Origin of the sequence: Streptomyces sp. P9(2023), from assembly GCF_032436795.1 — a bacterium.
In the GTDB taxonomy this organism is placed as follows: Bacteria; Actinomycetota; Actinomycetes; order Streptomycetales; family Streptomycetaceae; genus Streptomyces.
In genome coordinates this window covers 1-23,667 of record NZ_JAUPWM010000015.1, presented here as the reverse complement: position 1 = coordinate 23,667, position 23,667 = coordinate 1, and the positions used below count along the sequence as shown (strand labels likewise).

The 23,667-nt window shown below is 71.5% G+C and carries 19 protein-coding genes; 4 read left to right on the top strand and 15 right to left on the bottom strand.

Translation table 11 applies throughout. The features are described from left to right. Nucleotides 1-4 precede the first annotated feature (4 nt). From Q5762_RS20385 to Q5762_RS20365, 5 genes are all read right to left on the bottom strand, one after another. Nucleotides 5-658: a histidine phosphatase family protein gene (locus tag Q5762_RS20385; protein WP_315893714.1), complete on the bottom strand. Its 654-nt coding sequence runs from the start codon at nucleotides 656-658 to the stop codon at nucleotides 5-7. Then, nucleotides 655-1,095, bottom strand: coding sequence for a ribosome silencing factor (rsfS, locus tag Q5762_RS20380; protein WP_399495214.1), 441 nt, complete (start codon nucleotides 1,093-1,095; stop codon nucleotides 655-657). The genes Q5762_RS20385 and rsfS overlap by 4 nt, the downstream gene beginning before the upstream one ends. Before the next feature lie 80 nt (nucleotides 1,096-1,175). Continuing rightward, entirely contained in the window at nucleotides 1,176-2,888 is a 1,713-nt protein-coding gene (locus tag Q5762_RS20375) for an LCP family protein (protein ID WP_315893606.1), read from the bottom strand. A gap of 19 nt (nucleotides 2,889-2,907) precedes the next feature. Beyond that, a complete protein-coding gene (gene nadD, locus Q5762_RS20370; protein WP_315893605.1) occupies nucleotides 2,908-3,528 on the bottom strand; it encodes a nicotinate-nucleotide adenylyltransferase in 621 nt (206 codons plus the stop codon). A 52-nt stretch (nucleotides 3,529-3,580) separates the two neighbouring features. Then, nucleotides 3,581-3,742, bottom strand: coding sequence for a hypothetical protein (locus tag Q5762_RS20365; RefSeq protein ID WP_315893604.1), 162 nt, complete (start codon nucleotides 3,740-3,742; stop codon nucleotides 3,581-3,583). Between the two features lie 225 nt (nucleotides 3,743-3,967). On the opposite strand from Q5762_RS20365, the gene Q5762_RS20360 reads away from it, so the two are divergent. Further along, nucleotides 3,968-5,125 carry a M48 family metallopeptidase gene (locus tag Q5762_RS20360; protein ID WP_315893603.1) on the top strand — a complete coding sequence of 386 codons (1,158 nt, stop codon included), beginning with the start codon at nucleotides 3,968-3,970 and terminating at the stop codon, nucleotides 5,123-5,125. Here Q5762_RS20360 and Q5762_RS20355 read toward each other — a convergent pair. The 8 genes from Q5762_RS20355 to Q5762_RS20320 all read right to left on the bottom strand — a co-directional run bounded on the left by Q5762_RS20355 (nucleotide 5,110) and on the right by Q5762_RS20320 (nucleotide 14,554). Further along, the gene (locus Q5762_RS20355) at nucleotides 5,110-6,189 is read right to left on the bottom strand and encodes a hypothetical protein (protein WP_315893602.1); all 1,080 of its coding nucleotides are present in this window, start codon (nucleotides 6,187-6,189) and stop codon (nucleotides 5,110-5,112) included. The genes Q5762_RS20360 and Q5762_RS20355 overlap by 16 nt on opposite strands. A 119-nt stretch (nucleotides 6,190-6,308) precedes the next feature. After that, nucleotides 6,309-6,917 (bottom strand): hypothetical protein, encoded by a 609-nt coding sequence (locus Q5762_RS20350; RefSeq protein WP_315893601.1) that lies wholly within the window; start codon nucleotides 6,915-6,917, stop codon nucleotides 6,309-6,311. 114 nt (nucleotides 6,918-7,031) lie between these two features. Further along, entirely contained in the window at nucleotides 7,032-8,315 is a 1,284-nt protein-coding gene (locus tag Q5762_RS20345) for a glutamate-5-semialdehyde dehydrogenase (RefSeq protein ID WP_315893600.1), read from the bottom strand. Between the two features lie 91 nt (nucleotides 8,316-8,406). Next, nucleotides 8,407-8,886 (bottom strand): hypothetical protein, encoded by a 480-nt coding sequence (locus Q5762_RS20340; RefSeq protein ID WP_315893599.1) that lies wholly within the window; start codon nucleotides 8,884-8,886, stop codon nucleotides 8,407-8,409. Between the two features lie 236 nt (nucleotides 8,887-9,122). Further along, entirely contained in the window at nucleotides 9,123-10,250 is a 1,128-nt protein-coding gene (gene proB, locus Q5762_RS20335) for a glutamate 5-kinase (RefSeq protein WP_315893713.1), read from the bottom strand. Nucleotides 10,251-10,389: 139 nt separating this feature from the next. Beyond that, the gene (locus tag Q5762_RS20330; RefSeq protein WP_315893598.1) at nucleotides 10,390-10,827 is read right to left on the bottom strand and encodes a GtrA family protein; all 438 of its coding nucleotides are present in this window, start codon (nucleotides 10,825-10,827) and stop codon (nucleotides 10,390-10,392) included. Next, complete coding sequence (locus Q5762_RS20325; protein WP_315893597.1) at nucleotides 10,827-11,840, bottom strand: glycosyltransferase family 2 protein; 1,014 nt, start codon at nucleotides 11,838-11,840, stop codon at nucleotides 10,827-10,829. Before Q5762_RS20325 ends, Q5762_RS20330 begins: the two co-directional genes overlap by 1 nt. Then, the gene (locus tag Q5762_RS20320) at nucleotides 11,837-14,554 is read right to left on the bottom strand and encodes a YfhO family protein (protein ID WP_315893596.1); all 2,718 of its coding nucleotides are present in this window, start codon (nucleotides 14,552-14,554) and stop codon (nucleotides 11,837-11,839) included. The genes Q5762_RS20325 and Q5762_RS20320 overlap by 4 nt, the downstream gene beginning before the upstream one ends. Nucleotides 14,555-15,002: 448 nt before the next feature. Between Q5762_RS20320 and Q5762_RS20315 the strand changes: the two genes are divergently transcribed. Further along, nucleotides 15,003-17,849 (top strand): CDP-glycerol glycerophosphotransferase family protein, encoded by a 2,847-nt coding sequence (locus Q5762_RS20315; RefSeq protein ID WP_315893595.1) that lies wholly within the window; start codon nucleotides 15,003-15,005, stop codon nucleotides 17,847-17,849. Next, complete coding sequence (locus Q5762_RS20310) at nucleotides 17,849-19,036, top strand: glycosyltransferase (protein ID WP_315893594.1); 1,188 nt, start codon at nucleotides 17,849-17,851, stop codon at nucleotides 19,034-19,036. The genes Q5762_RS20315 and Q5762_RS20310 overlap by 1 nt, the downstream gene beginning before the upstream one ends. Before the next feature lie 64 nt (nucleotides 19,037-19,100). Here Q5762_RS20310 and galE read toward each other — a convergent pair whose 3' ends face one another. Both galE and Q5762_RS20300 read right to left on the bottom strand, forming a co-directional pair. After that, nucleotides 19,101-20,087, bottom strand: coding sequence for a UDP-glucose 4-epimerase GalE (gene galE / locus Q5762_RS20305; RefSeq protein ID WP_315893593.1), 987 nt, complete (start codon nucleotides 20,085-20,087; stop codon nucleotides 19,101-19,103). After that, nucleotides 20,084-21,706, bottom strand: a complete 1,623-nt coding sequence (locus Q5762_RS20300) for a glycosyltransferase family 2 protein (protein ID WP_315893592.1) — start codon at nucleotides 21,704-21,706, stop codon at nucleotides 20,084-20,086. The genes galE and Q5762_RS20300 overlap by 4 nt, the downstream gene beginning before the upstream one ends. Nucleotides 21,707-21,905: 199 nt before the next feature. Here Q5762_RS20300 and Q5762_RS20295 point away from each other — a divergent pair, with 199 nt between their 5' ends. Continuing rightward, nucleotides 21,906-23,645: a stealth family protein gene (locus Q5762_RS20295; RefSeq protein WP_315893591.1), complete on the top strand. Its 1,740-nt coding sequence runs from the start codon at nucleotides 21,906-21,908 to the stop codon at nucleotides 23,643-23,645. Nucleotides 23,646-23,667: the final 22 nt, after the last annotated feature.

Sequence of the window (23,667 nt, the reverse complement as noted above, 5' to 3'; positions counted from 1 at the left end):
CCGGTCAGTCGTCGTCGCCGAGGACGGGTTCGGGCAGCGTGCCGGCGTTGTGCTCCATGAGCCGCCAGCCCCGGGCGCCCTCACCGAGGACGGACCAGCAGCAGTTGGAGAGCCCGCCGAGGCTCTCCCAGTGATGCGCCTCCAGGCCGAGGAGCCGGCCGATGGTGGTGCGGATGGTGCCGCCGTGGCTCACGACGACGAGCGTGCCGTCCTCGGGCAGCTTGTCGGCGTACTCCAGGACCACCGGGGCGGCCCGGTCGGCGACCTCGGTCTCCAGCTCGCCGCCGCCCCGGCGCACGGGCTCGCCGCGCTTCCAGGCGGCGTACTGCTCGCCGTACCGCGCCACGATCTCGTCGTGGGTCAGGCCCTGCCACTCCCCCGCGTACGTCTCACGCAGGGCGGAGTCGTGCTCGATGGGGTGGCCGGTGAGCGCGGCCAGCTCGGCCGCGGTGGCCGCCGCCCGCTTCAGGTCGGAGGCGATGATCGCGTCCGGCTTGAGCGAGGCGAGCAGCCGGGCGGACCGGCGCGCCTGGGCGACGCCGGTCTCGGTCAGCTCGATGTCCGTGGAGCCCTGGAAGCGGCGCTCCAGGTTCCATGCGGTCTGGCCGTGCCGCCACAGGACGATGCGGCGGCCGCTGCCGCCCTTGGTGGCGCTCAGCTCAGCTCACCGTCCGTCTCGTCGCCGACACCGGTGAGCGCGGCGTGCTCGGCGGCCTTGCCGCGGGTCTTCAGGGCGTCCTCGGGGAGGGGCAGCTCGGGGCAGTCCTTCCAGAGCCGCTCCAGGGCGTAGAAGACCCGCTCCTCGCTGTGCTGGACGTGGACGACGATGTCGACGTAGTCCAGCAGGATCCAGCGGGCGTCGCGGTCGCCCTCGCGGCGGACCGGCTTGGCGCCGAGCTCCTTGTTGAGCCGCTCCTCGATCTCGTCGACGATCGACTTGACCTGGCGGTCGTTGGGCGCGGAGGCGAGCAGGAAGGCGTCGGTGATCGACAGCACATCGCTGACGTCGTACGCGATGATGTCGTGCGCGAGCCGGTCGGCCGCCGCCTGGGCGGCGGCGTTGACGAGCTCGATGGAACGATCCGTGGCGGTCACAAGCAGGCTTTCGTCGGCGGTCAGAGACACATCAAGGGTCTCACGTGCCGCCGACCGCCCCGCAAACGATTACGAACGGGTCACTTCTTGCTCCCGGGGATCTTGTAGTCCTGGCCCAGAACCACCGTGACATCGGCGTTTCCGGCGGGCTTGCCCTTCTTCGCCGCGCTGTCCGGCAGGCCGAGCGTCTTGGCCACCTCGACGGCGGTCGCCTTCTTCGCGTCGTCGCCGTACAGGACCTGTGACGTCTCCTGGGTGTCCGCCTCGGCGCCGCCGACGAAGGCGAAGCCTCCGTTGACCAGCACGACCCTGGCGGGCTCGGTGGCGTCCTTGCCGGTGGCGTCGCGTACGGAGACGCGGACCGCGGAACCCTGCTCGGGGGCGCTGACCTTGCCGCCGAGAATGTCCTTGACCACACTGGCGGCCGCCGCCTCGGTGAGCGAGCCGTCCTGCTCCACCGGGAGCACCGCCGTTTTGTAGTCGCCGCCCTTGGCACGCTCGGCCAGCCCGGCGAGCGAGGCGCCGAGGTCCTTCTCCGGAAGGGAGGGGTCGAGGATCATGACGAGCGTCGCGATGGTGTCCGCGTTGGCCTTGGGGTCGTCGGACATCTTCCGCAGTACCGCGTAGAGGACCTGGCCGAAGCGCTGGAGCTGCTTGGCCTCGGCCTCGCCGGGCGCGCGGTAGGTCGCGTAGGCGACGGCGGCGCGGCCGTTGAGCGTCTGGTTCTCGCCCTTGGTGACGAGCGGGTCCTCGCCCTTCTTGTCGCTGGGCACGGTGACGTCGGTGGTCAGGTCGACGTTGCTGACCACCTCGACCAGGTTCTCCAGGAACGGGGAGTCCAGGCGCCAGGTGCCGGTGATCTTCGTGCCGAGGAGGTTGCCGATCGCCTCGCGGGTGCCGCTGGAACCGTCGTCCTCGACGGACTTCGCGAGGGTGGTCGGGATGCCGTCGTCGTTGGCCACCGAGAGGGAGCCGGGGAGCAGGACGGTCGTGCCCTGCCCGGTGGTCGTGTTGTCGACCAGGAGGGCGGTCGAGGTGGCGCCGCTCTTGATGTCGTGGAGGTGGACGACGATCGTGTCGCGCTTCTGCGGGCCGGTGGCGGTGTTCCCCTGCTGCTCTTCGGCGGACATGCCGGGGAGCTTGCCCTCGGACCACAGGTAGCCGACCCCGCCGACCAGGACGAGGGCGACGACCACGATCAGGGCGACGACACGGCTGCGGGCGCGGCGCCTGGCCTCCTCGCGCCGCTCGGAGCGGCTCTCGGTGAACTTCAGCCAGTCGATGACGTCTTCGGAGTCCTCGTCGGGCTCCTCGATGAACGAGAACTGCTCGGTGCGGCAGTCGCGGTCGCCGCCGCCCTCGGGCGCCGGGCGCGGGCCCGGCACGCCGGGCGGCGCGGCCACGGGAGCCGCGGGGGGCGCCGGAGCGGGGGCCGTCTCGGGCTGGACCGCCCACTGCTGGCCGGTGTGCTGACCGGTGTCGTACGAGGAGTAGCGGTAGTCCTGCTGCTGCCGCTGGTGCTGCTGCTGCTGGCCGTACGGGTCGTACTGCGGCTGCTGAGGCGCCTGGGGCTGCTGGGGCTGGACGGGCTGCCCGTAGGCGTCGTATCCGTACCCCTGCTGCCGGCCCTGCTGCCGGCCCTGCTGCTGAGCGCCGTACGGGTCGTACGCGTCGTACGACTGTGGCTGCTGCCCCTGCGGTGGGACCTGCTGGTACACCGGCTGCCCGTACTCGTCGTAGCCGATGAGCTGCGGCTGCGGGTAGTACGGGTCGTACGGGTTCTGATCGTTCACCGGTGCCCCTCTCCGAGGCTCACTCGCCGCGGTACAACTGGCGCTTGTCGATGTAGCGCACCACACCGTCCGGCACCAAATACCAGACCGGGTCGCCCTGCGCGACCCTCGCCCGGCAGTCGGTGGAGGAGATGGCGAGCGCGGGAACCTCGACCAGCGAGACGCCGCCCTTGGGCAGGCCGTCGTCCGTGAGGTCGTGGCCCGGCCGGGTGACGCCGATGAAGTGGGCGAGCGAGAACAGCTCCTCGGCGTCGCGCCACGTGAGGATCTGCGACAGCGCGTCGGCCCCCGTGATGAAGAAGAGGTCGGAGTCGCTGTTGAGGGAGCGCAGGTCCCGAAGTGTGTCGATGGTGTACGTCGGCCCGCCCCGGTCGATCTCGATACGGCTGACCGAGAACTGCGGGTTGGACGCCGTGGCGATGACCGTCATCAGGTAGCGGTCCTCGGCCGGCGAGACCGCCTTGTGGCTCTTCTGCCACGGCTGCCCGGTCGGCACGAACACCACCTCGTCGAGGTGGAACAGGGCGGCCACCTCGCTGGCGGCCACCAGGTGTCCGTGGTGGATCGGGTCGAACGTTCCGCCCATCACACCGAGTCGGCGCTTGCCGCGGCCGCCAGTAGGCACTTCCTGCTCTCCCATGCGTGCAGAGCCTACTGGCACGGCTGCGGGCGCCCGCCGTCCGGTCGCCGGCTCAGCGGTCGCGGTTGAAGCGGGTGGTGATCCACAGCAGCAGGAGCAGCGCGCCGAGCGCGCCGAGACCGGTGAGGTACGGGTTGAGGCTGTCGTGGTTGCCGCCGCGCTCGGCGCCCTCGGCGAGCATGACCAGGTTCGCGGCGGTGCTGTGGAGGCTCATCTTCAGCAGGACCTATCGATCGGGGATGGGAGCGGAGACTTCGCGCACATCGTATGCGGGCCGTCCGGGCACGCTCACGCCGACTCAGTCGTTGACCGGGCTGTCGTACCCCGCAGTTGTCCCCCGTCCCGAGTTATCCACAGGCTCACACGGCTGGGGAGCCCAGCGCCTAGGCTGGGATGCGTCAGGGGGACGAGCAAGGTCTCGTACGAACAGGGGGCATCCATGACAGAGAAGACCGACAACGACCAGGGGAACGTGCCGAGCAGGCAGCGCAAGCGCTTCGCCGGTATCTCCTCGCGGGCGTACGAGCATCCGGCGGACCGGTCGGCGCTCGTGGCCCTGCGCAAGCTCACCGGCTTCGACACGGTCTTCAAGGCGCTCAGCGGGCTGCTGCCCGAGCGCAGCCTGCGACTGCTCTTCCTCTCCGACTCCGTGCGGGTGAGTGACGCCCAGTTCTCCCACCTCAACGACATGTTGAGGGACGCGTGTTACATCCTGGACCTGGAGAAGGTCCCGCCGATGTACGTCACGCAGGACCCGAAGCCGAACGCGATGTGCATCGGCCTGGACGAGCCGATCATCGTGGTCACCACCGGCCTCGTGGAGCTGCTCGACGAGGAGGAGATGCGGGCGGTCGTCGGCCACGAGGTGGGCCACGCCCTCTCCGGCCACTCCGTGTACCGCACGATCCTGCTCTTCCTCACGACGCTCGCGGTCAAGGTCGCCTGGATCCCGCTCGGGAACATGGCGATCATGGCGATCGTGACGGCTCTGCGGGAGTGGTTCCGCAAGTCCGAGCTGTCCGCGGACCGGGCGGGTCTCCTGGCCGGCCAGGACATCCAGGCGTCGATGCGCGGCCTGATGAAGATCGCCGGCGGTAACCACCTGCACGAGATGAACGTGGACGCGTTCCTCGCCCAGGCCGACGAGTACGAGAAGGGCGGCGACCTGCGGGACTCCGTCCTGAAGATCCTGAACGTGCTGCCGCGCACGCACCCCTTCACCACCGTCCGGGCGGCCGAGCTGAAGAAGTGGTCCGAGACGCGGGACTACCAGCGGATCATGGACGGGCACTACCCGCGGCGCTCGGAGGACAAGGACACCTCGGTGACCGACTCCTTCCGCCAGTCGGCCGGGCACTACGCCGAGTCGGTGCGCACGAGCAAGGATCCGCTGATGAAGCTGGTCGGCGACATAGCCGGTGGCGCGGGGGACCTGGCGGGCGACCTGGGCGGGAAGCTGCGCAGCCGGTTCGGCGGCGGGGCCTCGCACAGCGACGGCGACGACGGCGCTGCGGGCAGCGGCGGGACGGGTGACAGCGGCGACACCGACGGCGGCAGCGGGAGCGACGGCGGCGGCAAGGGTCAGAGCGAGGGCTGAGCGCTCGGGGCGAGGGTCCCGCAGAGCGAGGAGACGGCGGGCCGGCCCGTGGCGTAGGGGTCGGTGACGGCCGCCCCGCCCGAGTCGGCGGCGCGTTCGCCGGCGAGCAGCGGGCGGAGGGCCCCGCTGGCGTCCGGTCCGCAGGCCTGCGGACCGGCCTGGACGGTGCTGGCCAGCAGCTCCGTGCGGTGCATCCGCAGGTCCTCGCGGTCGAAGCGGAAGTGCATCGCGCGGTGGACGGTGAAGAGGGAGGCCTGGGCCACCGGGCCGGCGCCGGCGTCGGCCGGGCGCAGCGCGTAGGTGAAGGTGTAGTCCGCGGTGACCTCCAGCATGTCCGTGGCCGTCTCCGCGAAGCGGAGGGTGCCCTGGACCCGGATCGTCGGGTCGGCGAGGGCGACCTCGGCCGGGTCGAACCGGACCAGCCAGCCGGCCTCCGCGTGACGGCCGTCGTCGAGCGAGGACTCGACGCTCCGGTCGAACTGCGCCAGCTGGTCGGGGTCGAGCAGCAGCCGCGCCGGGCGGACCGTGACGCCCGCCAGCACGTCGGGCTCCAGCGAGGAGGCCACGAGGTAGTCCTTGGCAATGGAGAGGGCGGTCACGACCTGGCCCTCCGAGAAGTGGGTGGTGCGTCCGGCGACCGGGAGGTTGATGCCGGCGGCACCGGTGCGGAACTCGGCGGCGGGGCCGGCGGCGAACAGCTGGGCGGGAGTGCCGCCCGGGACGGGGCCCTGCGGGGCGAGCGGGACCATGGTGATCCGCAGCGGTTCGGCCCGCTCGTCGACCGGCGGCTGGTAGGGGTTGCGGACGCCGAGGTAGATGGCCGTACCGAAGGCGAGGAGGATCAGCAGCACCAGCAGGATCGCCTGGTGGGAGCCGCTTCTGGCCTCCCGGCCGGGGCGGGAGCGGACGGCCTGGGAGTGCTCTCCCATCCGCTCTTCCGCGGAGAACTCCTGGAGCCGGGCAGCGCGGACGAACGACTCGTCGAAGACGACGGATCGGTACTCGTCCTCACCACCGCCGGGGTCGGGAACCGGCCCCTCAGGCGGGTCGCCACGCCCTGCCATACCTTCAGAGTAGGTCGGACACGGCTCCGGTAAACGCCCAGGTACACGACAAGTTTCGAAGAATTCGGACGGAGCGGACCGAAGGCCCGGCCGCGTGTCCGACGCGTGCCCGAAAGGGGTCAGGGCGTGCGGGGAACGGCGGGGACGGGGGGCGCGGAGTACTCGGCGGAGGCCGAGGGGGCGGTGACCGCCGGTGGGCTCCCGCTCGGCTTGTCGATGCCGGTGGTGGCGGGGGCCGGGACCTGGTCCTGGCGGTTGGCGGAGGCGCCCCGGTAGACCGCGGTGAAGGCGAGGGCGACCATGCCGACGCCCATCACCAGGGCGAGCACCCAGGCGACGGGCCGGCGCCAGCGGGCGCTGCCCCGGTAGGGGCGCAGGGCGCCGCCGTGGGGGCCGTAGGGGCCGGAGTCGCCGTCGGAGTCGTCCGGGTCGTACTCGTCGCCGTAGCGGCCGTGGAACGGGTCCGAGGGGTCGTAGCCGTCCTCGTAGGGGTCGTCCTCGCCTGGTCGGCCGCCGGCTCGGGCCCGGGCGGCCTCCGCCTCGGCGCGCGCCTGCGCGGCGGCCAGGAGGCGCTCCACGGCGGTCGGCTCATGGACCTCGGCGGCCCGTACGAAGTCCTCGTCGAACACCACGGTGGCGAAGTCGTCCTTCGCGCCCCCGCGGTCGTCGTCGGGCTCCCAGGGCTCCCGGCCGTCCTGGAACGGCCCGCCCCCCACGTCGTCCGGCACGTTTTTCAGAGTAGACCTGGGAGGTGGTTTTGGGCAGGGAGAGTGCGAACTATCCCCGGCCGTCCGGTCCCCCGACGGCCCCGCGGGAGCGGGGCCGAACGGGGGAAACCGTGGCTACCGGATGTGACCGTCGCCGGTGACGATGTACTTCGTCGAGGTCAGCTCGGGCAGGCCCATGGGCCCGCGGGCATGGAGTTTCTGGGTCGAGATGCCGATCTCGGCGCCGAAGCCGAACTGGCCTCCGTCGGTGAACCGGGTGGACGCGTTGACCGCGACCGTCGTGGAGTCGACCAGCTGGGTGAAGCGGCGGGCGGCGGCCTGCGAGGTGGTGACGATCGCCTCGGTGTGGCCGGAGGACCAGAGCCGGATGTGCTCGACGGCCTTGTCGAGGGAGTCCACGACGGCGGCGGCGATGTCGTAGGAGAGGTACTCGGTCTCCCAGTCCTCGGGGGTCGCGGGGACGACGGTGGCCTTGGAGCCCTCGGCGTGGGCGAGGATCCGCTCGTCGGCGTGGACGGTGACGCCGGCGTCGGCCAGGGCGGCCAGGGCGCGGGGCAGGAAGGCCTCCGCGATGTCCTGGTGGACCAGGAGGGTCTCGGCGGAGTTGCAGACGCTGGGCCGCTGGGCCTTGGAGTTGATCAGGATGTCGACGGCCATGTCGAGGTCGGCCTGGGCGTCCACGTAGACGTGGCAGTTGCCGGTGCCGGTCTCGATGACGGGGACGGTGGACTCCTCGACCACCGTACGGATCAGGGAGGCGCCGCCGCGCGGGATGAGGACGTCGACCAGACCGCGGGCGCGCATCAGCTCCCGTACCGAGTCGCGGGACTCGCCGGGGACGAGCTGGATGGCGTCGGCGGGCAGGCCGGCGCCTCCGACGGCGTCGCGCAGGACCTTCACCAGGGCGGTGTTGGAGGAGTACGCGGAGGACGAGCCGCGCAGCAGGACGGCGTTGCCGGACTTGAGGCAGAGGGCGGCCGCGTCGACGGTCACGTTGGGGCGGGCCTCGTAGATGATGCCGACGACGCCGAGGGGGACGCGGACCTGGCGCAGGTCGATCCCGTTGGGGAGGGTCGAGCCGCGGACGACCTCGCCGACCGGGTCGGGCAGGGCGGCCACGTCACGGACGTCGGCGGCGATGGCGCGGACGCGCTCGGGGGTGAGGGTGAGCCGGTCGATGACGGTCTCGCTGGTCCCGGCCTCGCGGGCGCGGGCGATGTCCTCCGCGTTGGCCTCGACGATCTCGGCGGTGCGGACCTCGAGAGCGTCCGCGATCGCCAGCAGGGCGTCGTCCTTGGCCGCGCGCGGAAGTGGCGCGATTTCGGCGGCGGCGGCGCGGGCGCGGTAGGCGGCCCGGGCGACCGGGGACAGGTTGTCGAGGGGCGTGAGCGAGGTCATGCCCGCAGGGTACTGGCACCTCTGCGGACATCCCTCACGAATGCCGTCCGCATCCCGTACTCCGAGACGCCCCGTGACGGAGCACTACGGCTCAGTACGGGTGGACCCCCACCGGGGCGGCCGGTGGGGGGCCGTAGCCCTCGGCGATGCGCTGGTGGTACGTCTCCCGGTCGATGACCTCCAGGCCGACGATCTCCCAGGGCGGCAGCTTGGCGCTCTGCCGGTGCTCGCCCCACAGCCGCAGCGCGACCGCCGCGGCATCGTGCAGGTCACGGGCCTCTTCCCAGTAGCGGATCTCCGCGTGATCATTGGCGTAGCGGCTGGTCAGCAAGAAGGGATGGTCGTGGGCCAGCTGTTCGAGCCCGCGCCTGACCTCCTTCAGCGGGGCCTCGGCCCCCGAGACGCTGAGCGTGATGTGCCAGAGCTTGGAGGCGACCACCACCCGCTCCTCACCGCGTGCCTCAGCTGTCTCGGTGCTCTGTCCCTCGTCGAAGTCGGCTCCGGCCTCGACACTGGTCAGGGCGCGTTCGGCTGTCCCGCGGGGCGGTGCCCCTGGGCGCGCTCGTCTCACCGGCGGCCTCCTGTTTGATGCGTGTGGTGCTGTACCCCGCCCTTGTCCTGTCCCCGAGACAAAGTTGACCAGCCCGAGGCGGCACGTGGGGCCGTTTTGGTAAAGGTCCCTACCGGATGGCCGGTCTTTCAGCCGTTTCTGCGCACGCCGATCCGCACGTCGATCCGCCTGCCGATCCGCACGTCGATCCGCCTGCCGATCCGCCTGCCGATCCGCACTCCCAGCAAAGGCGCGGATCAGGCGCGGACGACCACCAGATCGTCGCGGTGGACGACCTCCCGCTCGTACTCGGGGCCGAGCTCGCGGGCGAGCTCGGGCGTGGAGCGGCCGAGCATCCGGGGGATCTCCTTGGCGTCGAAGTTGACGAGCCCGCGGGCGACTGCCCGGCCGCCGGTGTCACGCAGTTCGACCGGGTCGCCCGCCACGAACTCCCCCTCGACGGCGGCGATCCCAGCCGCGAGCAGCGACTTCTTGCCCTCGACCACGGCCCGTACCGCGCCGTCGTCCAGGGTCAGGTGGCCCTGGGGGGTGGAGGCGTGGGCGAGCCAGAGCAGCCGGTCGGCGGAGCGGCGGCCGGTGCGGTGGAAGTACGTACCGGTGTCGCGGCCGGACAGGGCGTCGGCGGCGCGGCTGGCGGAGGTGAGGACGACGGGGATGCCGGCGGCGGCCGCGATCCGGGCGGCCTCGACCTTGGTGACCATGCCGCCGGTGCCGACCCCGGCCTTGCCGGCGGAGCCGATCTCGACGTGGGCGATGTCCTCGGGGCCCGCCACCTCGGCGATCCGCGAGGTGCCCGGCTTGGCGGGGTCGCCGTCGTAGAGCCCGTCGACGTCGGAGAGGAGGACGAGCAGGTCGGCGCGGACGAGATGGGCGACGAGGGCGGCGAGCCGGTCGTTGTCGCCGAACCGGATCTCGTCCGTGGCGACGGTGTCGTTCTCGTTGACGACCGGCAGGGCACCCATGGCGAGCAGCTGGTCGAGGGTCCGGTAGGCGTTGCGGTAGTGGGCGCGCCGGCTGGTGTCGTCGGTGGTGAGCAGGACCTGGCCGACGCGCACGCCGTAGCGGGCGCAGGAGGCGGTGTACCGGGCGACGAGCAGGCCCTGGCCGACGCTGGCGGCGGCCTGCTGGCGGGCGAGGTCCTTGGGGCGGCGGGTGAGGCCGAGCGGGGCGAGTCCGGCGGCGATGGCACCGGAGGAGACGAGGACGATCTCCTTCTCGCCGCCGCTGCGGACCTTGGCGAGGACGTCGACGAGGGCGTCGACCCGGTCGGCGTCGAGGCCGCCGGACGCGGTGGTGAGTGAGGACGAGCCGACCTTGACGACGATCCTGCGGGCTTCCGTCACGAACTGCCTTGCCACTGTCACCTGTACCGCCGCCACCTGTACCGCCGTCACCGGCGTCGTCCCACTCGGATGTCACGGGCAATCTACGCGAGCCGGGACGGCCGCCGCCCGCACGTTTCGGTGGATGAAACGGGCGGGCGGCGCCGGGAGGCGTGTTCCGTCACCGGGTGCCGACGGTGTCCGACGCGACCTCGGCGTCACCGGCGGGTCCGGCCTCCGCCTTCCTGCCGCCGGGCACGAGGATCTTCTTCGACAGCAGGTAGGTGAAGGGGATGGCCACGACGGCCGCGACCAGCGGCGCGATCCTGTCGTCCATCCCGGCCCAGGTCACCAGGGCGTACAGGCCGACGCTCTGCACCAGGTAGTTGGTGACGTTGGTGAGCGGGAAGAGCGCGAACTTCTTCCAGGTGGGCTTGGTGCGGTACGTGAAGTACGTGTTGAGGAAGAAAGAGCCGATCATGCTGAGCACGAAGGCGATCGAGTACGCGGCGAAGTACGGCATCCAGGGGTGCAGCAGCAGGTAGCACCCGTAGAAGGTCGCCGTGTTGACCCCGCCCACCAGGCCGAAGCGGACGATCTGTCCGAGCTGACCGCGCATCACATCTCCCGTTCGGTGGCGACGACGTGGGCGCGGCCGTCGCTGAGGCCGGCGACGTAGGCGCTGCCGGTGACCGGGCGGCGCACCCTGGTGCGGTGGGTCTCCTTGACGAGGAAGTGCGGCCGGCGCTTGGTCTCGTAGTAGATCCGGCCAATGTACTCGCCGATCAGCCCGAGCATGATCATCTGGACGCCGCCGAGACCCACGATGATCGCGACGAGGGTCACGTAACCGGGGGCGCTGACGCCCTGGGTGAGGGCGGCCACCACGATCCAGATCGCGTACAGCGCGGCGAGGCCGGTGAGGGTGAGACCGAGCCAGATCGCGATGCGCAGCGGCCGGTTGTTGAAGGAGATCAGCCCGTCCATGCCGTAGTTGAGCAGGGAGCTGAACTTCCACTTCGTCTCGCCGTCCGCACGCGCTGCGTTGCGGTAGTCGAAGGTGACGGTGTCGAAGCCGATCCAGGAGAACAGCCCCTTGGAGAAGCGGTTGTACTCGGGCAGGGAGAGCAGGGCGTCCACGGCCGCGCGCGAGAGCAGGCGGAAGTCGCCGACGCCGTCGGTCAGTTCGACGTCGATCCACTTGTTGACACCGCGGTAGTACAGCCGGCTCAGCACGCTGCGGAGCCTCTTGTCGCCCTCGCGGGTGCGCCGGGCGATGATCTGCTCGTGGCCCTGCTCGTGGAGTTCGAGCATCCGCGCGATGAGCTCCGGCGGGTGCTGGAGGTCCGCGTCCATGATCACGACGGCGTCGCCGGTGGCCTCGCGCAGCCCGGCGAGCATGGCGGCCTCCTTGCCGAAGTTCCGGCTGAAGGAGACGTACCGGGTCTCCTTCTCGAACTCGGCGGCGATGGCGCGCAGCCGGAGGAAGGTGCCGTCCTTGCTGCCGTCGTCGACGTAGCAGATCTCGTACTCGACGGGCAGGCTGCCCAGCACCTCGCGGATGCGGGTGTCGAACTGGTCGATCACCGCTTCCTCGTTGTAGCAGGGGACGACGACGGACAACTTGATCATGGACGCTGACTCCGGGACGAAGAGCTGGACGACGTGCGGGACATACCGGCTGTACGGGAGGTGCGGGATGTACGCGTACGGATCAGGTGGGCGGCGGCGACCGCGAACAGCAGGGCCGCCGCGGCGCCGCTCGCCGCGAGGCCGAGCCGCAGCCCGGGGGTGCGGTAGGAGCAGGAGAGCCGGGCGGCGCCGTCGCCGAGCTCGACGGCGACGAGCCCGCCGAGCGTGCGCGGCACGCGCGCGTGGCCGCCGTCGACCGCGCACCGCCAGCCGGGCGTGGCGGGCACGGAGAGGACCGCGGTGCCCTGGGTGCCGGGCGCGAAGGCGGCGGTGATGCCGTGGCCGGTGGCATCGACGCGATCGGGGCCGGTGGCGCGCAGCTGCCGTACGGTCCGGTCGAGCGCGGCCCGGTCGAGACAGCCGACGGGGCTCTCCGGGATGTACTGGCGCTGGGCCGAGTGGACCCGGACCGCGACCGCGCCGTCGGCGGGCACGGTCCCGAGGGAGCGCAGCGAGTTGCTGGTCATGGGGTACTTGCCGACGGCGTCGACGGTCGTGCCGGCCAGGCCCCCGAGCGTGTCGACCCGTCCGCGCAGCCAGGGCGCGTACCAGTAGGCCTCCGTGCCCGGGGTGCAGACGGCGGTGAACGTCGTACCGGCGCCGGGCTCGGCACCGTCGGCCTTGAGCGGCCAGCCACGGCCGGGGACGAGCGCCCCCTCGCGACCACCCCCCTCGCGACCACCCGCCTCGCCCTCCGCGCCTCGCGTCACCGCGGGCACCTCGTAGACGCGCGCGCCGAGCACCCGCTCCTGGCGGGAGAAGAGCGAGACGTCACGGGTGGTGCCGTCGAGCGCGGTGGCGGCCGGGCGCAGGGTGACGACGGGCGGGGCGGTGGCGGTGCGGCGGACGAATCCGTCGGGGCCGCCGTCCGGTTCCAGGTAGCTGCTCACGCCCATGACCGCGCGCCCGACCGGGTCCTCGAAGCTGCGCGTGTGGCGCCCCTCGATGTACCAGGCGGCGCCGAGCCGGTGCAGGGCGTCGGCCGTGGCGGCCGGCAGGTAGCTGCTGTAGTACCCGCCGCCCTGCCCGGCGAGCAGCATCGGGTCGTTGGCGGCGAACGAGTGCGGGCCCGGGTCCGTACGGCTCGTGGGCCACGCGTCCGCCGACTTCAGCTGGTCGTACGCGGCGAGTGCCTGGCGGTCGAAGGTGCGCTTGGGCTTCCACCACTCGATGGCGTCCCGGATCCGGGTGGTGGACAGGACCGTGTACGTGGCGGAGAGGAGCACGGCCCCGGCGAGGGCCACGGTGAGCCCGCGCCGCACCCGGCGGTCCGCCCGGAACCGGTCCAGGGCCAGGAGCAGGCCGAGGAGGACGACTCCGCCGGCGGTGAGGATCCAGGGGCCGGTCGTCATGTACGCGGTGGTGCTTACGCACAGGACCAGGACGAGGACCACGGCGGCGCCGGCGAGCAGCTCCGGGACACGGGGCCGGCGGGCGAGCGCCAGCCAGGCGACGCACACGAGCACGGCGGTGAGGGCGATCGAGGCGCGGTAGGGGCTGCCGTTGGGCAGGGTCAGTCCGTGCCAGAGCAGGATCGTGGGCTCCCAGACCAGGGACAGGGCGATGAGCGCGATCAGGACCGGCCAGGCGATCCGCTCCTTGACCGGCACCCGGCGGATGAAGGGGAACGTGGCGACGAGGAGCAGGCAGAGCATGCCGACGGAGATGTGCGGCACGCGTCCGACGAGCCCGCCGGGGATGAGGTGCGCGAGGTAGTCGAGGGGGGCGGGCGGCCCGGTGTAGACGGCCTCGGGGGCGGGCTGGGCGAGCTTGCTGGCCCTGAGGCTGACCGTGAGCACGGGCGCGGCCAGCAGGATCCCGGCGCCGGTCATGGTGGCCGCCCGGGCGAGCACGCGCAGCCGCGTCCGTACGTCCCGGGCGTCGCGGCCGTCCCGTACGTCGCGGCCGTCCGGTACGTCGCGGCCGTCCCGGGCGTCCCGGGCATCCCGCACATCCCGTACATCCCGTATGTCCCGGGCATCCCGTACGTCCCGGCCGTCCCGGGCGTCCCCGTCTTCCTGCACGTCCCGCACGCCCCGGCCGTCCCCGTCGTCAACGACCACCCGGACCAGCAGCACCAGGCCCATCCCGAGGGTGGCCATCGCGGCGGTGTAGAAGTTGCCGCCCCAGCAGACGGCCACGAGGAGGGCGCCGGTCACCCAGCGGCGGCGGCGCAGGCAGTCGTCGTAGGCGATGCCGAGCAGCGGGAGGGCGACCAGGCCCCACATCCACATGGGGTCGGAGAACCCGTCCGAGATCATCCAGGCGCTCAGCGCGAATCCGACCGAGAGCAGGGCGCGCAGCCAGGGACTTCCCTCGTGGAGACGGCCGAGAAAGACGGTCATCAGCGCCGCGGCGAGTCCGGCACTGAACAGCGTCACGAGAAAGACGGGGAACTCGACGGTGTCCCGCGGGAAGACCCCGACCAGCCACGAGAACGGGTTCATGAGATACGTGAAGAAGTCGGCGAGAAAGGGGGTGCCGTATCCGCTCGCCCAATTGAAGAAGAGATCGCCGTGGGCCTCGCCGTGCATCAGGTCCCAAAGGCGGGCGTGGAACGGCACGAACTGATTTCCGAGGTCGTTCACCGCGCGGGACCGGCCGCCGAAGGGATACGTACCCTGAGCGGCCATGGCCAGGCAGTACGCCGTCATGGTCGCCACCGCGGCGAAGACGGGCGCGGCCCACCGCGCCCGAAGGAGTCTTCGGCCCCCCGGAGCCGCCCGCGTCAGCCGCGCTGCGGAATCGTCTCCTCGCCGTCCGGCGCCCTTCTCAAGCGAGGGGTTCAGCACGGCGGACATCCCTGAATTCCGAACTCCTGAACGACACTCGAACGGCCCGTCACTTTCCCTCGTCCATTTATGCACGAACAGGTTATGACCCGATGTGCACGGTTCTGCCGGAAGAGGACGGAGCCGATAGGGTTGCCCCTTAAAAATCGACGAAACCGATAGCGGATCCGGTCACGGATCCGATCGCGGAGAACCCCCGTCAAGCGAGCGCGGAGCCCCGCCCGGACGCCTCCCGCCCCATCGGACCGTCGAAAGGTGAACGCGGGGTGCCTTCGAGGCAGCCTGCGCACGAAAATGGATCGAGGTGCCAGTGCCTGACGTCTCAGTGATCGTCATCGCCTACAACGACGCGGAGCGTCTCCCGACGGCCGTGCGATCGGTGTTGGACCAGACACTGCGGAGCGTCGAGGTCGTGATCGTCGACGACTGCAGTGGGGACGGCACCTTCGAGGTCGCCCAGGAACTGGCAGCCGCCCAGCCGGAGCGGGTCCGCGCCTACCAGCTGCCCGAGAACAGCGGCGCGGGCGGAGAGCCGCGCAACGTCGGCATCGGCCACGCGCGCGGCCGGTACGTGATGTTCCTGGACAGCGACGACGTCCTGGAGCGCAACGCCTGCCGCAACATGGTCGCGGCCGCCGAGGAGACCGGCGCCGACCTGGTCTCCGGGCTCTGCGTACGGCTCACCAAGGACAGCCGCCGCGAGAAGCGCAACGAGTGGTACGCGTGGCTGTACGCGACGACCCGCACCCTGGATTCGGTCACCGAGCTCCCCGACCTGTTCGTCTGGGACACCCTCTCCACGAACAAGTGCTACCGCCGCGCGTTCCTCCTCGACAACGAACTCCGCTTCCCCAAGGGGATGTTCTACGAGGACCTGATGTTCGTAGCCGACGCCTACCTCGCCGCGAAGAAGATCACCCTCATCCCCAACCAGGTCTACTTCTGGCACGTCTACGAGCGGGCCGAGATCAAGTCGGTCACCAACAGCCGGCACGAGATGGTGAACTACCGGAACCGGCTGGAGATCCACCGCCGGATCGACGCGCTCCTGGACCGGCACGGTCTGGACGAGCTACGAGCGGCCAAGGACGTCAAGTTCCTCAAGCACGACCTCGTCCTCCATCTGCGTGATCTTCCCTTCCGGGACGAGGCCTACCGCCGCGAGTTCGCCGAACTCTCCCAGCCGTACCTCCAGGGCCTGGACCGCGAGGCCTACGGCAAGGCCGCCAAGATCCAGGCGATCTGCGCGTACCTCCTGGAGCGGGGCGACTGGGAGAACCTGCTGCCCGCCGTGGACACCCTGATCCACCGCGACAAGCTCTCCGCCCCGCTCGCCCGGCGCGACGGCCGGGTCTACTGGTGCGCCGACCACCTCGACGACCCGTTCGGCCGCGAGGTGCTCGACGTCACCGACCTGGGTTACCACCAGAAGCCGCTGGGCAAGCTCTTCCTGCGCAACCAGCTCACCGCGTACGCCGAGAGCGACGGCACCGCACGGCTCGCCGGGCGGATCACCAACCCGCTCGCGATCGTCGGGCCCGAGGACACCCTCACGGCCGAGCTGGAGTTCCGCGCCCGCCGCCGCAGCCTGCGTACGTTCGTCTTCCCCGTCACCTCGCTGCGCCACGAAGGCGAGACGCTCCACTGGGAGACCGAGGCCGACATCGGCGGCACGCTGCGCCCCCTCGGCGTCATCGACCCGGTGTGGGACGTCCGCGTCGTCCTCCGTGCGAACGGGGTGCGCACGCAGACCCGGATCACCGTCGAACAGCACGACCTGGGTGACGGCACACTCCCCGTCAGGCCGCGGCTGACGCGCCTGGTGGGCGACCGCATAGAGCCGCACGCCACCGCCAAGGGCCATCTCGCCTTCCGGCTCGTCTCCTCCAAGGGCGACAGCGACCGGATCGAGGAGCTGGTCCAGCGCGGGCTGCGGGGGAAGCCCGGCCGGCTCGCCAAGTCCGGCTACCGCCGGGCCAAGGCGCTGCGCAAGACCCTCACCTCCGGTGAGACCAAGCTGCGGCTGTACCACGAGGTCTACAGCCGGCTCCCGGTGAAGAAGCGGACCGTCGTCTTCGAGAGCCAGCTCGGCAAGCAGTACAGCGACAGCCCGCGCGCCATCTACGAGGAGATGCGCCGGCAGGGCCTGGACTTCCACGCGGTCTGGTCGTACGCCGGGAACCCGCAGGACTTCCCCAAGGACGCCCAGCTGGTCCGCCGCTGGTCGCTGCCCTATCTGAAGGCGCTGGCCCGCGCCGAGTTCTGGGTGGACAACCAGAGCTATCCGCTGAAGCTGACCAAGCGGCCCGAGACGACGTACATCCAGACCTGGCACGGCTCCGCGCTCAAGAAGATGGGCTTCGACCAGCCCAGCCTCAAGGCGCAGACCCGCCGGCAGCAGGAGGCCCAGCAGCGCCACCTCGAACGCTTCGACCACTTCCTGGTGCGCTCGGAGCACGACGTACGGACGCTGGCCAAGGCCTTCCGGCTGCAGGACCGGACGCTGCTGCGCTCGGGCTATCCGCGCAACGACGTCCTCGTGCGGGCGCGGCAGCGCGAGGACGAGGACGGGCGCCGGGAGCGCGGGCCGCTCGCCGAGCAGCTCGGCATCCCGGAAGACAAGAAGGTGCTGCTCTACGCGCCGACGTTCCGCAACTCCGGCAAGGCCAGCCGGTTCGCGCTCCCCTTCGACGTGGAGCGCTTCGCCGAGGAGTTCGGCGACCGTTACGTCCTGCTGGTGCGGGCGCACTACTTCAACCACGTGGTGCTGCCGCCGAACGTCGAGGGCACCGTCGTCGACGTCTCCTCGGTCCACGACGTGATGCCGCTCCTCGAACTCGCCGACGCGCTGATCACGGACTACTCCTCCGTGATGTTCGACTACGCACTGCTCGACCGGCCGATGCTGTTCTTCACGTACGACTACGAGAGTTACGTCCACGAGGACCGGGGAACCTACTTCGACCTGCTGGAGCACGCGCCCGGCCCGGTCCTCCGGACAGAGGACGAACTGCACGCCTCGCTGCGGAACCTCGCCTCCGAAGGCCGGGAGTTCTGCGACGCGCGCAAGCGCTTCGTGGCCGAGTTCGGCGAGTACGACCAGGGCGACGCCGCCCGGTCGATCGTCGCGAAGTTCTTCTCCGGGTGGAGGCGTTGATGACCCAGACAACCGAGACGACCGATCCGACCCGGACGACGCCCCGTGACATCGTCCTCGTCTCCAACAGCGTCGACGAGCTCGGCGGCATCACCAGCTGGTCGCACCAGATGGCCCGGCTCTTCACCGAGCGCGGCCACAAGGTCCAGCTGGTCGGCATCGTCCCCACCCCGGCGGACCGCCGCGCCGACCTCGGCGACGACCTGCCGTACCGGACGACGACGCTGTACGACACCCATCCGCCGGTCCTGAAGCCACGGCGCGGGGTGAAGGGCAGGCTCGACCTGGTCGAGCGCCGGCGCAGGGCCGTGCGCGAGGCGGGCATGCGCCGGGAGGCGGCGAAGCTCACGACGATCCTCCGCTCCGTGCGGCCGGGTTCCGTCGTCATCGTGACGCAGGTCTGGGCGATGGAGTGGGTCGCCCTCGCGGACACGACGGGGCTGCGGGTGATCGGCATGAGCCACGAGTCGTTCCAGACGTGCCGCGCCTCGTCCCGCTTCCGGCGGGTCAAGCGGTACTACCAGGACGTCGACCGGATGCTCGTGCTGACCCGGGAGGACGCCGACCTGTGGATCAGGCAGCGGCTCGACCATGTCGGGGCCATGCCGAACCCGCTGCCGTTCTTCCCGGACGAGCCCTCCCCGCGTACGGCGAAGGCGGTCGTCGGCATCGCCCGGCTGCACGAGGAGAAGGGCGTCGACCTGCTCCTGGACGCCTGGTCCGAGGTCGCGCCCCGGCACCCCGACTGGGTCCTGCGCCTCTACGGATCGGGCGAGGAGGAGGACGCGCTGAGGGCGCAGTCCGACCGGCTGGGGCTGACCGGCTCGGTCGAGTGGATGGGGCGTACCGACGACGTGCCGGGCGCGCTGCGGGGCGGCTCGCTCTTCGCGCTGTCCTCACGGGGTGAGGGTTTCCCCCTCGCCCTGATGGAGGCGATGGCGACGGGAGTGCCCTGTGTGGCCTTCGATGTCGCGCCGGGCGTCCGCGAGATCATCGAGGACGGTACGAACGGCCTCATCGTGCCCCCTGGGAACACCGGGGAGTTCGCCCGCAGGCTCGACGAGCTGATCTCGGACCGGGAGCTGCGCGACCGGATGGGCGAGCGGGCCCGCGTCGACATCCAGCGGTACGCGACGGACGAGATCGTGGCGCGCTGGGAGTACCTCTTCGCGCTCCTCGACCGCTAGGCCACAAAGGGAGGGAGGCCCGCCGGTCACCGGCGGGCCTCCCTTCTTTCCTACGCGGCTGCCGTCAGGCCGACACGCCCCGGCGGGTGACCCAGCCCGCCCACGCCGAGCTGATCATGTCGCGGACGTCGTGCCGGGCCTTCCAGCCCAGCTCGGCGGCGATGCGGTCCGCGGAGGCGACGACCCGGGCCGGGTCGCCGGGGCGACGCGGGGTGACGACCGGGGCGGTGGAGTGCCCGGTGATCTCGTTGATCAGGTCGATCATCTCCGTCACGGAGACGCCCTCGCCGCGGCCGATGTTGACCGTCAGGTCGCGCGGCTCACCGGCGGCGGCCCACTCGGCGAGCTTCCGCGCGGCGACGAGGTGGGCGTCGGCCAGGTCCTCGACGTGGATGTAGTCGCGGACGCAGGTGCCGTCGGGGGTGGCGTAGTCGTCGCCGAAGATCCGCGGGGCCTCACCGGCGTCGAGCCGCTCGAAGACCATCGGGACCAGGTTGAAGACCCCGGTGTCGGCGAGCTCGGGAGTCGCGGCGCCCGCCACGTTGAAGTAGCGCAGGCAGGCGGTGGAGATGCCGTGGGCCTTGCCGGCGGCTCGGACGATCCACTCGCCGGCCAGCTTGGTCTCGCCGTACGGGCTCATCGGCAGGCAGGGCGTCTCCTCGGTGACGAGGTCGACGTCCGGCATGCCGTAGACGGCGGCCGAGGAGGAGAAGAGGAAGTTACGGACGCCGGCGGCGGCCACCGCCTCCAGAAGGACCGTGAGGCCCTGCACGTTCTCGCGGTAGTAGTGCAGCGGCTGCTCGACGGACTCGCCGACCTGCTTCTTCGCCGCGAGGTGGACGACGCCGGTGACCCCGTGCTCGGCGATGGTCCGGTCCAGGACCTCGCGGTCCAGGGTCGTCCCGACCACCAGGGGCACGCCCTCCGGGACCCGCTCCGCGTAGCCCGTGGACAGGTCGTCGAGGACGACGACCCGCTCCCCCGCCCGCGTCATGGCGCGGACCACGTGCGAGCCGATGTATCCGGCGCCACCGGTGATCAGATAAGTCATACGCCCAAATCCCTTTCGCTAGAACCGCGGGAGAGTGGCCAGAAACCGCGGGAGAGCCTGCGGAGTCTGGCTCCGACCGCCCGGAACCCGTCCCGGGCGCCCGGTGCGATCCGCACCGCGAGCGAGCCGTTCGCCGTGGTGTACTGCTGCACCAGCTGTACACCGTACCGGCTGCTCGGCAGGACCCATCGGCGCTGTCGCTCGGCCGGCAACCGGGGGGCGGTCGTGACGACCTGCCCGTCGGCGCAGTCGACGGTGATCCGGAGGTCCCAGGCCTGGGTGCCGAACTGCCCCCGCTCGCGGCCGGCCCGGGCCAGCGCGGTGAGCCCGGCCGGGACGCGCCCGGTCCAGCCGCCCGCCACCTCGCGCAGCTCGGCCCGCTCGGTGCGGGCGGCCCCGTCCACGCCCCGGAGCAGGAACGAGACCTGCGCGGTGCGCGGGCCGGCCGCCGCCACGCGGCCGTACAGATCACGGACCGTGAACCGCAGCCCGCCGCCCCTGCCGCCGTACAGAGCGGCGTCGACGACGACCGGGAGCTCGGCCAGGGGCAGGGTGTCCACGCCGTCGAGCTCCGCGCCGGGGAGGTCCTCGGACCAGACGGCGGCGCCCGCGCTCCGGGCGTACGGCCCGAGGAGCCGGGCCGGGTCGCCGGCCAGCCGGGACAGCCGGGTCAGGTCGCGGGGCGCCTCGGCGGCCAGCAGGAGGCGGGCCAGCCAGCGGGCGGGCGGGCTCGCCGCGGCGAGGTCGGCCTCCTCGAAGCCCGCGAGGTGCTCCCGGGCCGCCGCCCACCACGCGCTCCGGTACGCGGCGTCGCGCAGCCACAGCTCACGGGCGTACAGGCGCAGGTCGTGTTCGAGGAACTTGGTGCGGCAGGCGGCGGCGAGCTCGGTGCGGCCGGCCGCCTCGAAGGTCTCGACGGCCGTCCGGTGGGCGGCGATCCTGGCCTGCCAGTTGGTGACGCCGTCCCGGTCGAGGGAGATCGACAGGTGGGCGGCGGCGCGGCGCACATGCCAGACGTAGACGGTGTCGGGGACCACGGCGACGCGGGGCGCGGCGGCGAGCACGCGGGCGGTGAAGAGGAAGTCCTCGTACACGCAGTGGCCGTCGGGGAACCGGATGCCGTGCTCGGCGAGGAAGGCCCGGTCGTAGACCTTGTTGACGCAGAGCGTGTCGTGGACCAGCGGGGTGAGGTCCGCAGCCGACTCCAGCAGGGCCGGTTCGAGGTAGAGCGCGGGCTGCCAGCGCACGTCGCGGCCCTCGGGCAGTTCGCGCCGGACGCAGGCGCCGACCGCGACCGGGGCGCGATGGAGCTCGGCCGCCGCCACCAGGGCTTCGGCCGCGCCCGCGGGCAGGATGTCGTCGCTGTCGAGGAATATCACCACGGGCGCGGTGACCGCCCGGACGCCGTCGTTGCGCGGGGTGCCGCAGCCGCCGCTGTTCTCGGTGCGGTGCACGACCCGCAGCCGGGGGTGGAGCGCGGCCAGTTCGTCGAGGACGCGCGCCGTGCCGTCGCTGGATCCGTCGTCGACGGCCACGACCTCGGCGACGACGGGGCCCTGGTCGAGGACGGACCGAATGGCCTCGCCGACCAGCGCCTCGTCATTGTGTGCGATTACCACGACACCGAGTTTCCCCGCTACCTGAGGCGGGGTGACGCTACTCACACCGGGGATCCTACGGGACGCCCGCCCGCCGGACGGCACGCCGGACCGCGTTCGCCCGCGCACACTCCGGGCCCCGCCGGACAGGGACCGGCCACCAGTCATACTGGATGCGTTCACCCGTCCGTCGTATGACCAGGTTCAGGAGTCGACCGCAGTGCGCAATCCCGAGGCACCCCGGCTGCTGGGGGTCTACCGCCGTGCCATACCGGAGCGCGTGAGGCGCGCGATCGTCTCCCAGGTCGACGCCGACGTCCGGCGCAAACTGAAGATCCGGATCGCGAACGGTACGGCCGCCGCCGAGCGGCTGCGCAGCGGCCGGGTGGCCAAGCGGTACGAGGCCCTCACCGCCGCCGCCGACCGCGCCGTGATCACTGTGGGCCGGGAGCCGAAGGTCGCCCTGGTCTCCGCCGGGATCACCCCCCTCGAAGCCCGCCGCGCCAACCTGGACACCGTCCTGGAGACCCTCGCCGGGGCGAGGATCGAGCACTTCTGCGTACGCGGCCAGTCGGACACCGGCGCCGTGGTGGCCGTCCGCGCGGAGGACCGCGCCGCCGCCCTCACCGCGCTCGCCGAGGCCTGCACCCGGCTGCCCGGGTACGTCGCACCGGTCGGCGGCAGCAGCGCGGTCTCGGGAAGCTCCCAGCCCGGCTTCGAGGCCGCCACCTGGCAGCGCCTGCGCACCGCCGACGTGCTGCGCCTCACCTGGTACCACACCGATCCCACCCGGCTGTTGCAGCTCGGCGACCGGTACGGCTGCGACGTCGAGTTCTGGCACGAGGAGGACGGCGAGCTGGTCGCGCCGCGGCCCGGCAAGATCGCCTCCGCGCTGCCCGTCCGGGGCGAGACCGTCGCCGTACCGGAGGCGTACTTCACCAGCCTCGCGCCCCGCGAGCGGGCCGACGCGCCGCGGGTCCCGGCCCGCGCGGAGACCGCCGTCGTCCACACCGACGAGGTCACCTTCCCCGTCGACGTCGTCTACACCTGGGTGGACGGCTCCGACCCCGCCTGGCTGCGGCGCCGCGCCGAGTTCTCCGGTGAGGCGTACCACGCGGAGGCGGCCAACGCCGCCCGCTACCTCAGCCGCGACGAGCTGCGCTACTCGCTGCGCTCCCTGCACATGTACGCGCCGTGGGTCCGCACCATCTATCTGCTGACGGACGACCAGCAGCCGGACTGGCTGGACACCGACCTCCCGGGTCTGAAGGTGGTCAGCCACAAGGACGTCTTCCGCTCCCCCGATCTGCTGCCGACGTTCAACTCGCACGCGATCGAGAGCCAGCTGCACCACATCGAGGGGCTCTCGGAGCACTTCCTCTACTTCAACGACGACGTGATGCTCGGCAACGAGGTCACCCCGCAGGACTTCTTCCACTCCAACGGGCTGACCAAGTTCTTCCCGTCCCCGGCCCTGGTGCCGCTGGGCGAGCGGACCGTCGACGACCCGCCGGTAGCGGCGGCCGGAAAGAACAACCGGCGCCTGATCGAGGAGCGGTACGGCGCGGTCCTCGTACAGAAGATGAAGCACATGCCGCACGCGCTGCGCCGCAGCGTGCTGACGGAGATCGAGACCGAGTTCGAGGCCGAGTACCGCCGTACGGAGGCGAGCCGGTTCCGGTCCATCGACGACATCTCCATCTCGTCGTCGCTGCACCACTACTACGCCTTCCACACCCAGCGCGCGGTGCCGTCCCAGCTGCCGTACGCCTATCTGGACCTGACGCACCCGTGGACGGAGACCCGGCTCGGCCGGCTGCTCGCCAGCCGCGACAAGGCCGTCTTCTGCGTCAACGACACGGTCTCCACGGAGCAGGACGTGACCGACCAGAAGGACCTGATCACACCCTTCCTGGAGGCGTACTTCCCGGTGCCGAGCCCGTACGAGAAGAAGGCGTAGCGCGCACCGCAGACAGAAGAGT

Bases quoted from the DNA above. Each gene is read 5' to 3' on its own strand.
- nadD (WP_315893605.1), bottom strand. From the start codon at position 3,528: ATGGGAGAGCAGGAAGTGCCTACTGGCGGCCGCGGCAAGCGCCGACTC.
- Q5762_RS20365 (WP_315893604.1), bottom strand. From the start codon at position 3,742: ATGAGCCTCCACAGCACCGCCGCGAACCTGGTCATGCTCGCCGAGGGC.
- Q5762_RS20360 (WP_315893603.1), top strand. From the start codon at position 3,968: ATGACAGAGAAGACCGACAACGACCAGGGGAACGTGCCGAGCAGGCAG.
- Q5762_RS20355 (WP_315893602.1), bottom strand. From the start codon at position 6,189: ATGGCAGGGCGTGGCGACCCGCCTGAGGGGCCGGTTCCCGACCCCGGC.
- Q5762_RS20345 (WP_315893600.1), bottom strand. From the start codon at position 8,315: ATGACCTCGCTCACGCCCCTCGACAACCTGTCCCCGGTCGCCCGGGCC.
- Q5762_RS20330 (WP_315893598.1), bottom strand. From the start codon at position 10,827: ATGCGCGGTCAGCTCGGACAGATCGTCCGCTTCGGCCTGGTGGGCGGG.
- Q5762_RS20325 (WP_315893597.1), bottom strand. From the start codon at position 11,840: ATGATCAAGTTGTCCGTCGTCGTCCCCTGCTACAACGAGGAAGCGGTG.
- Q5762_RS20320 (WP_315893596.1), bottom strand. From the start codon at position 14,554: ATGACGGCGTACTGCCTGGCCATGGCCGCTCAGGGTACGTATCCCTTC.
- Q5762_RS20310 (WP_315893594.1), top strand. From the start codon at position 17,849: ATGACCCAGACAACCGAGACGACCGATCCGACCCGGACGACGCCCCGT.
- galE (WP_315893593.1), bottom strand. From the start codon at position 20,087: ATGACTTATCTGATCACCGGTGGCGCCGGATACATCGGCTCGCACGTG.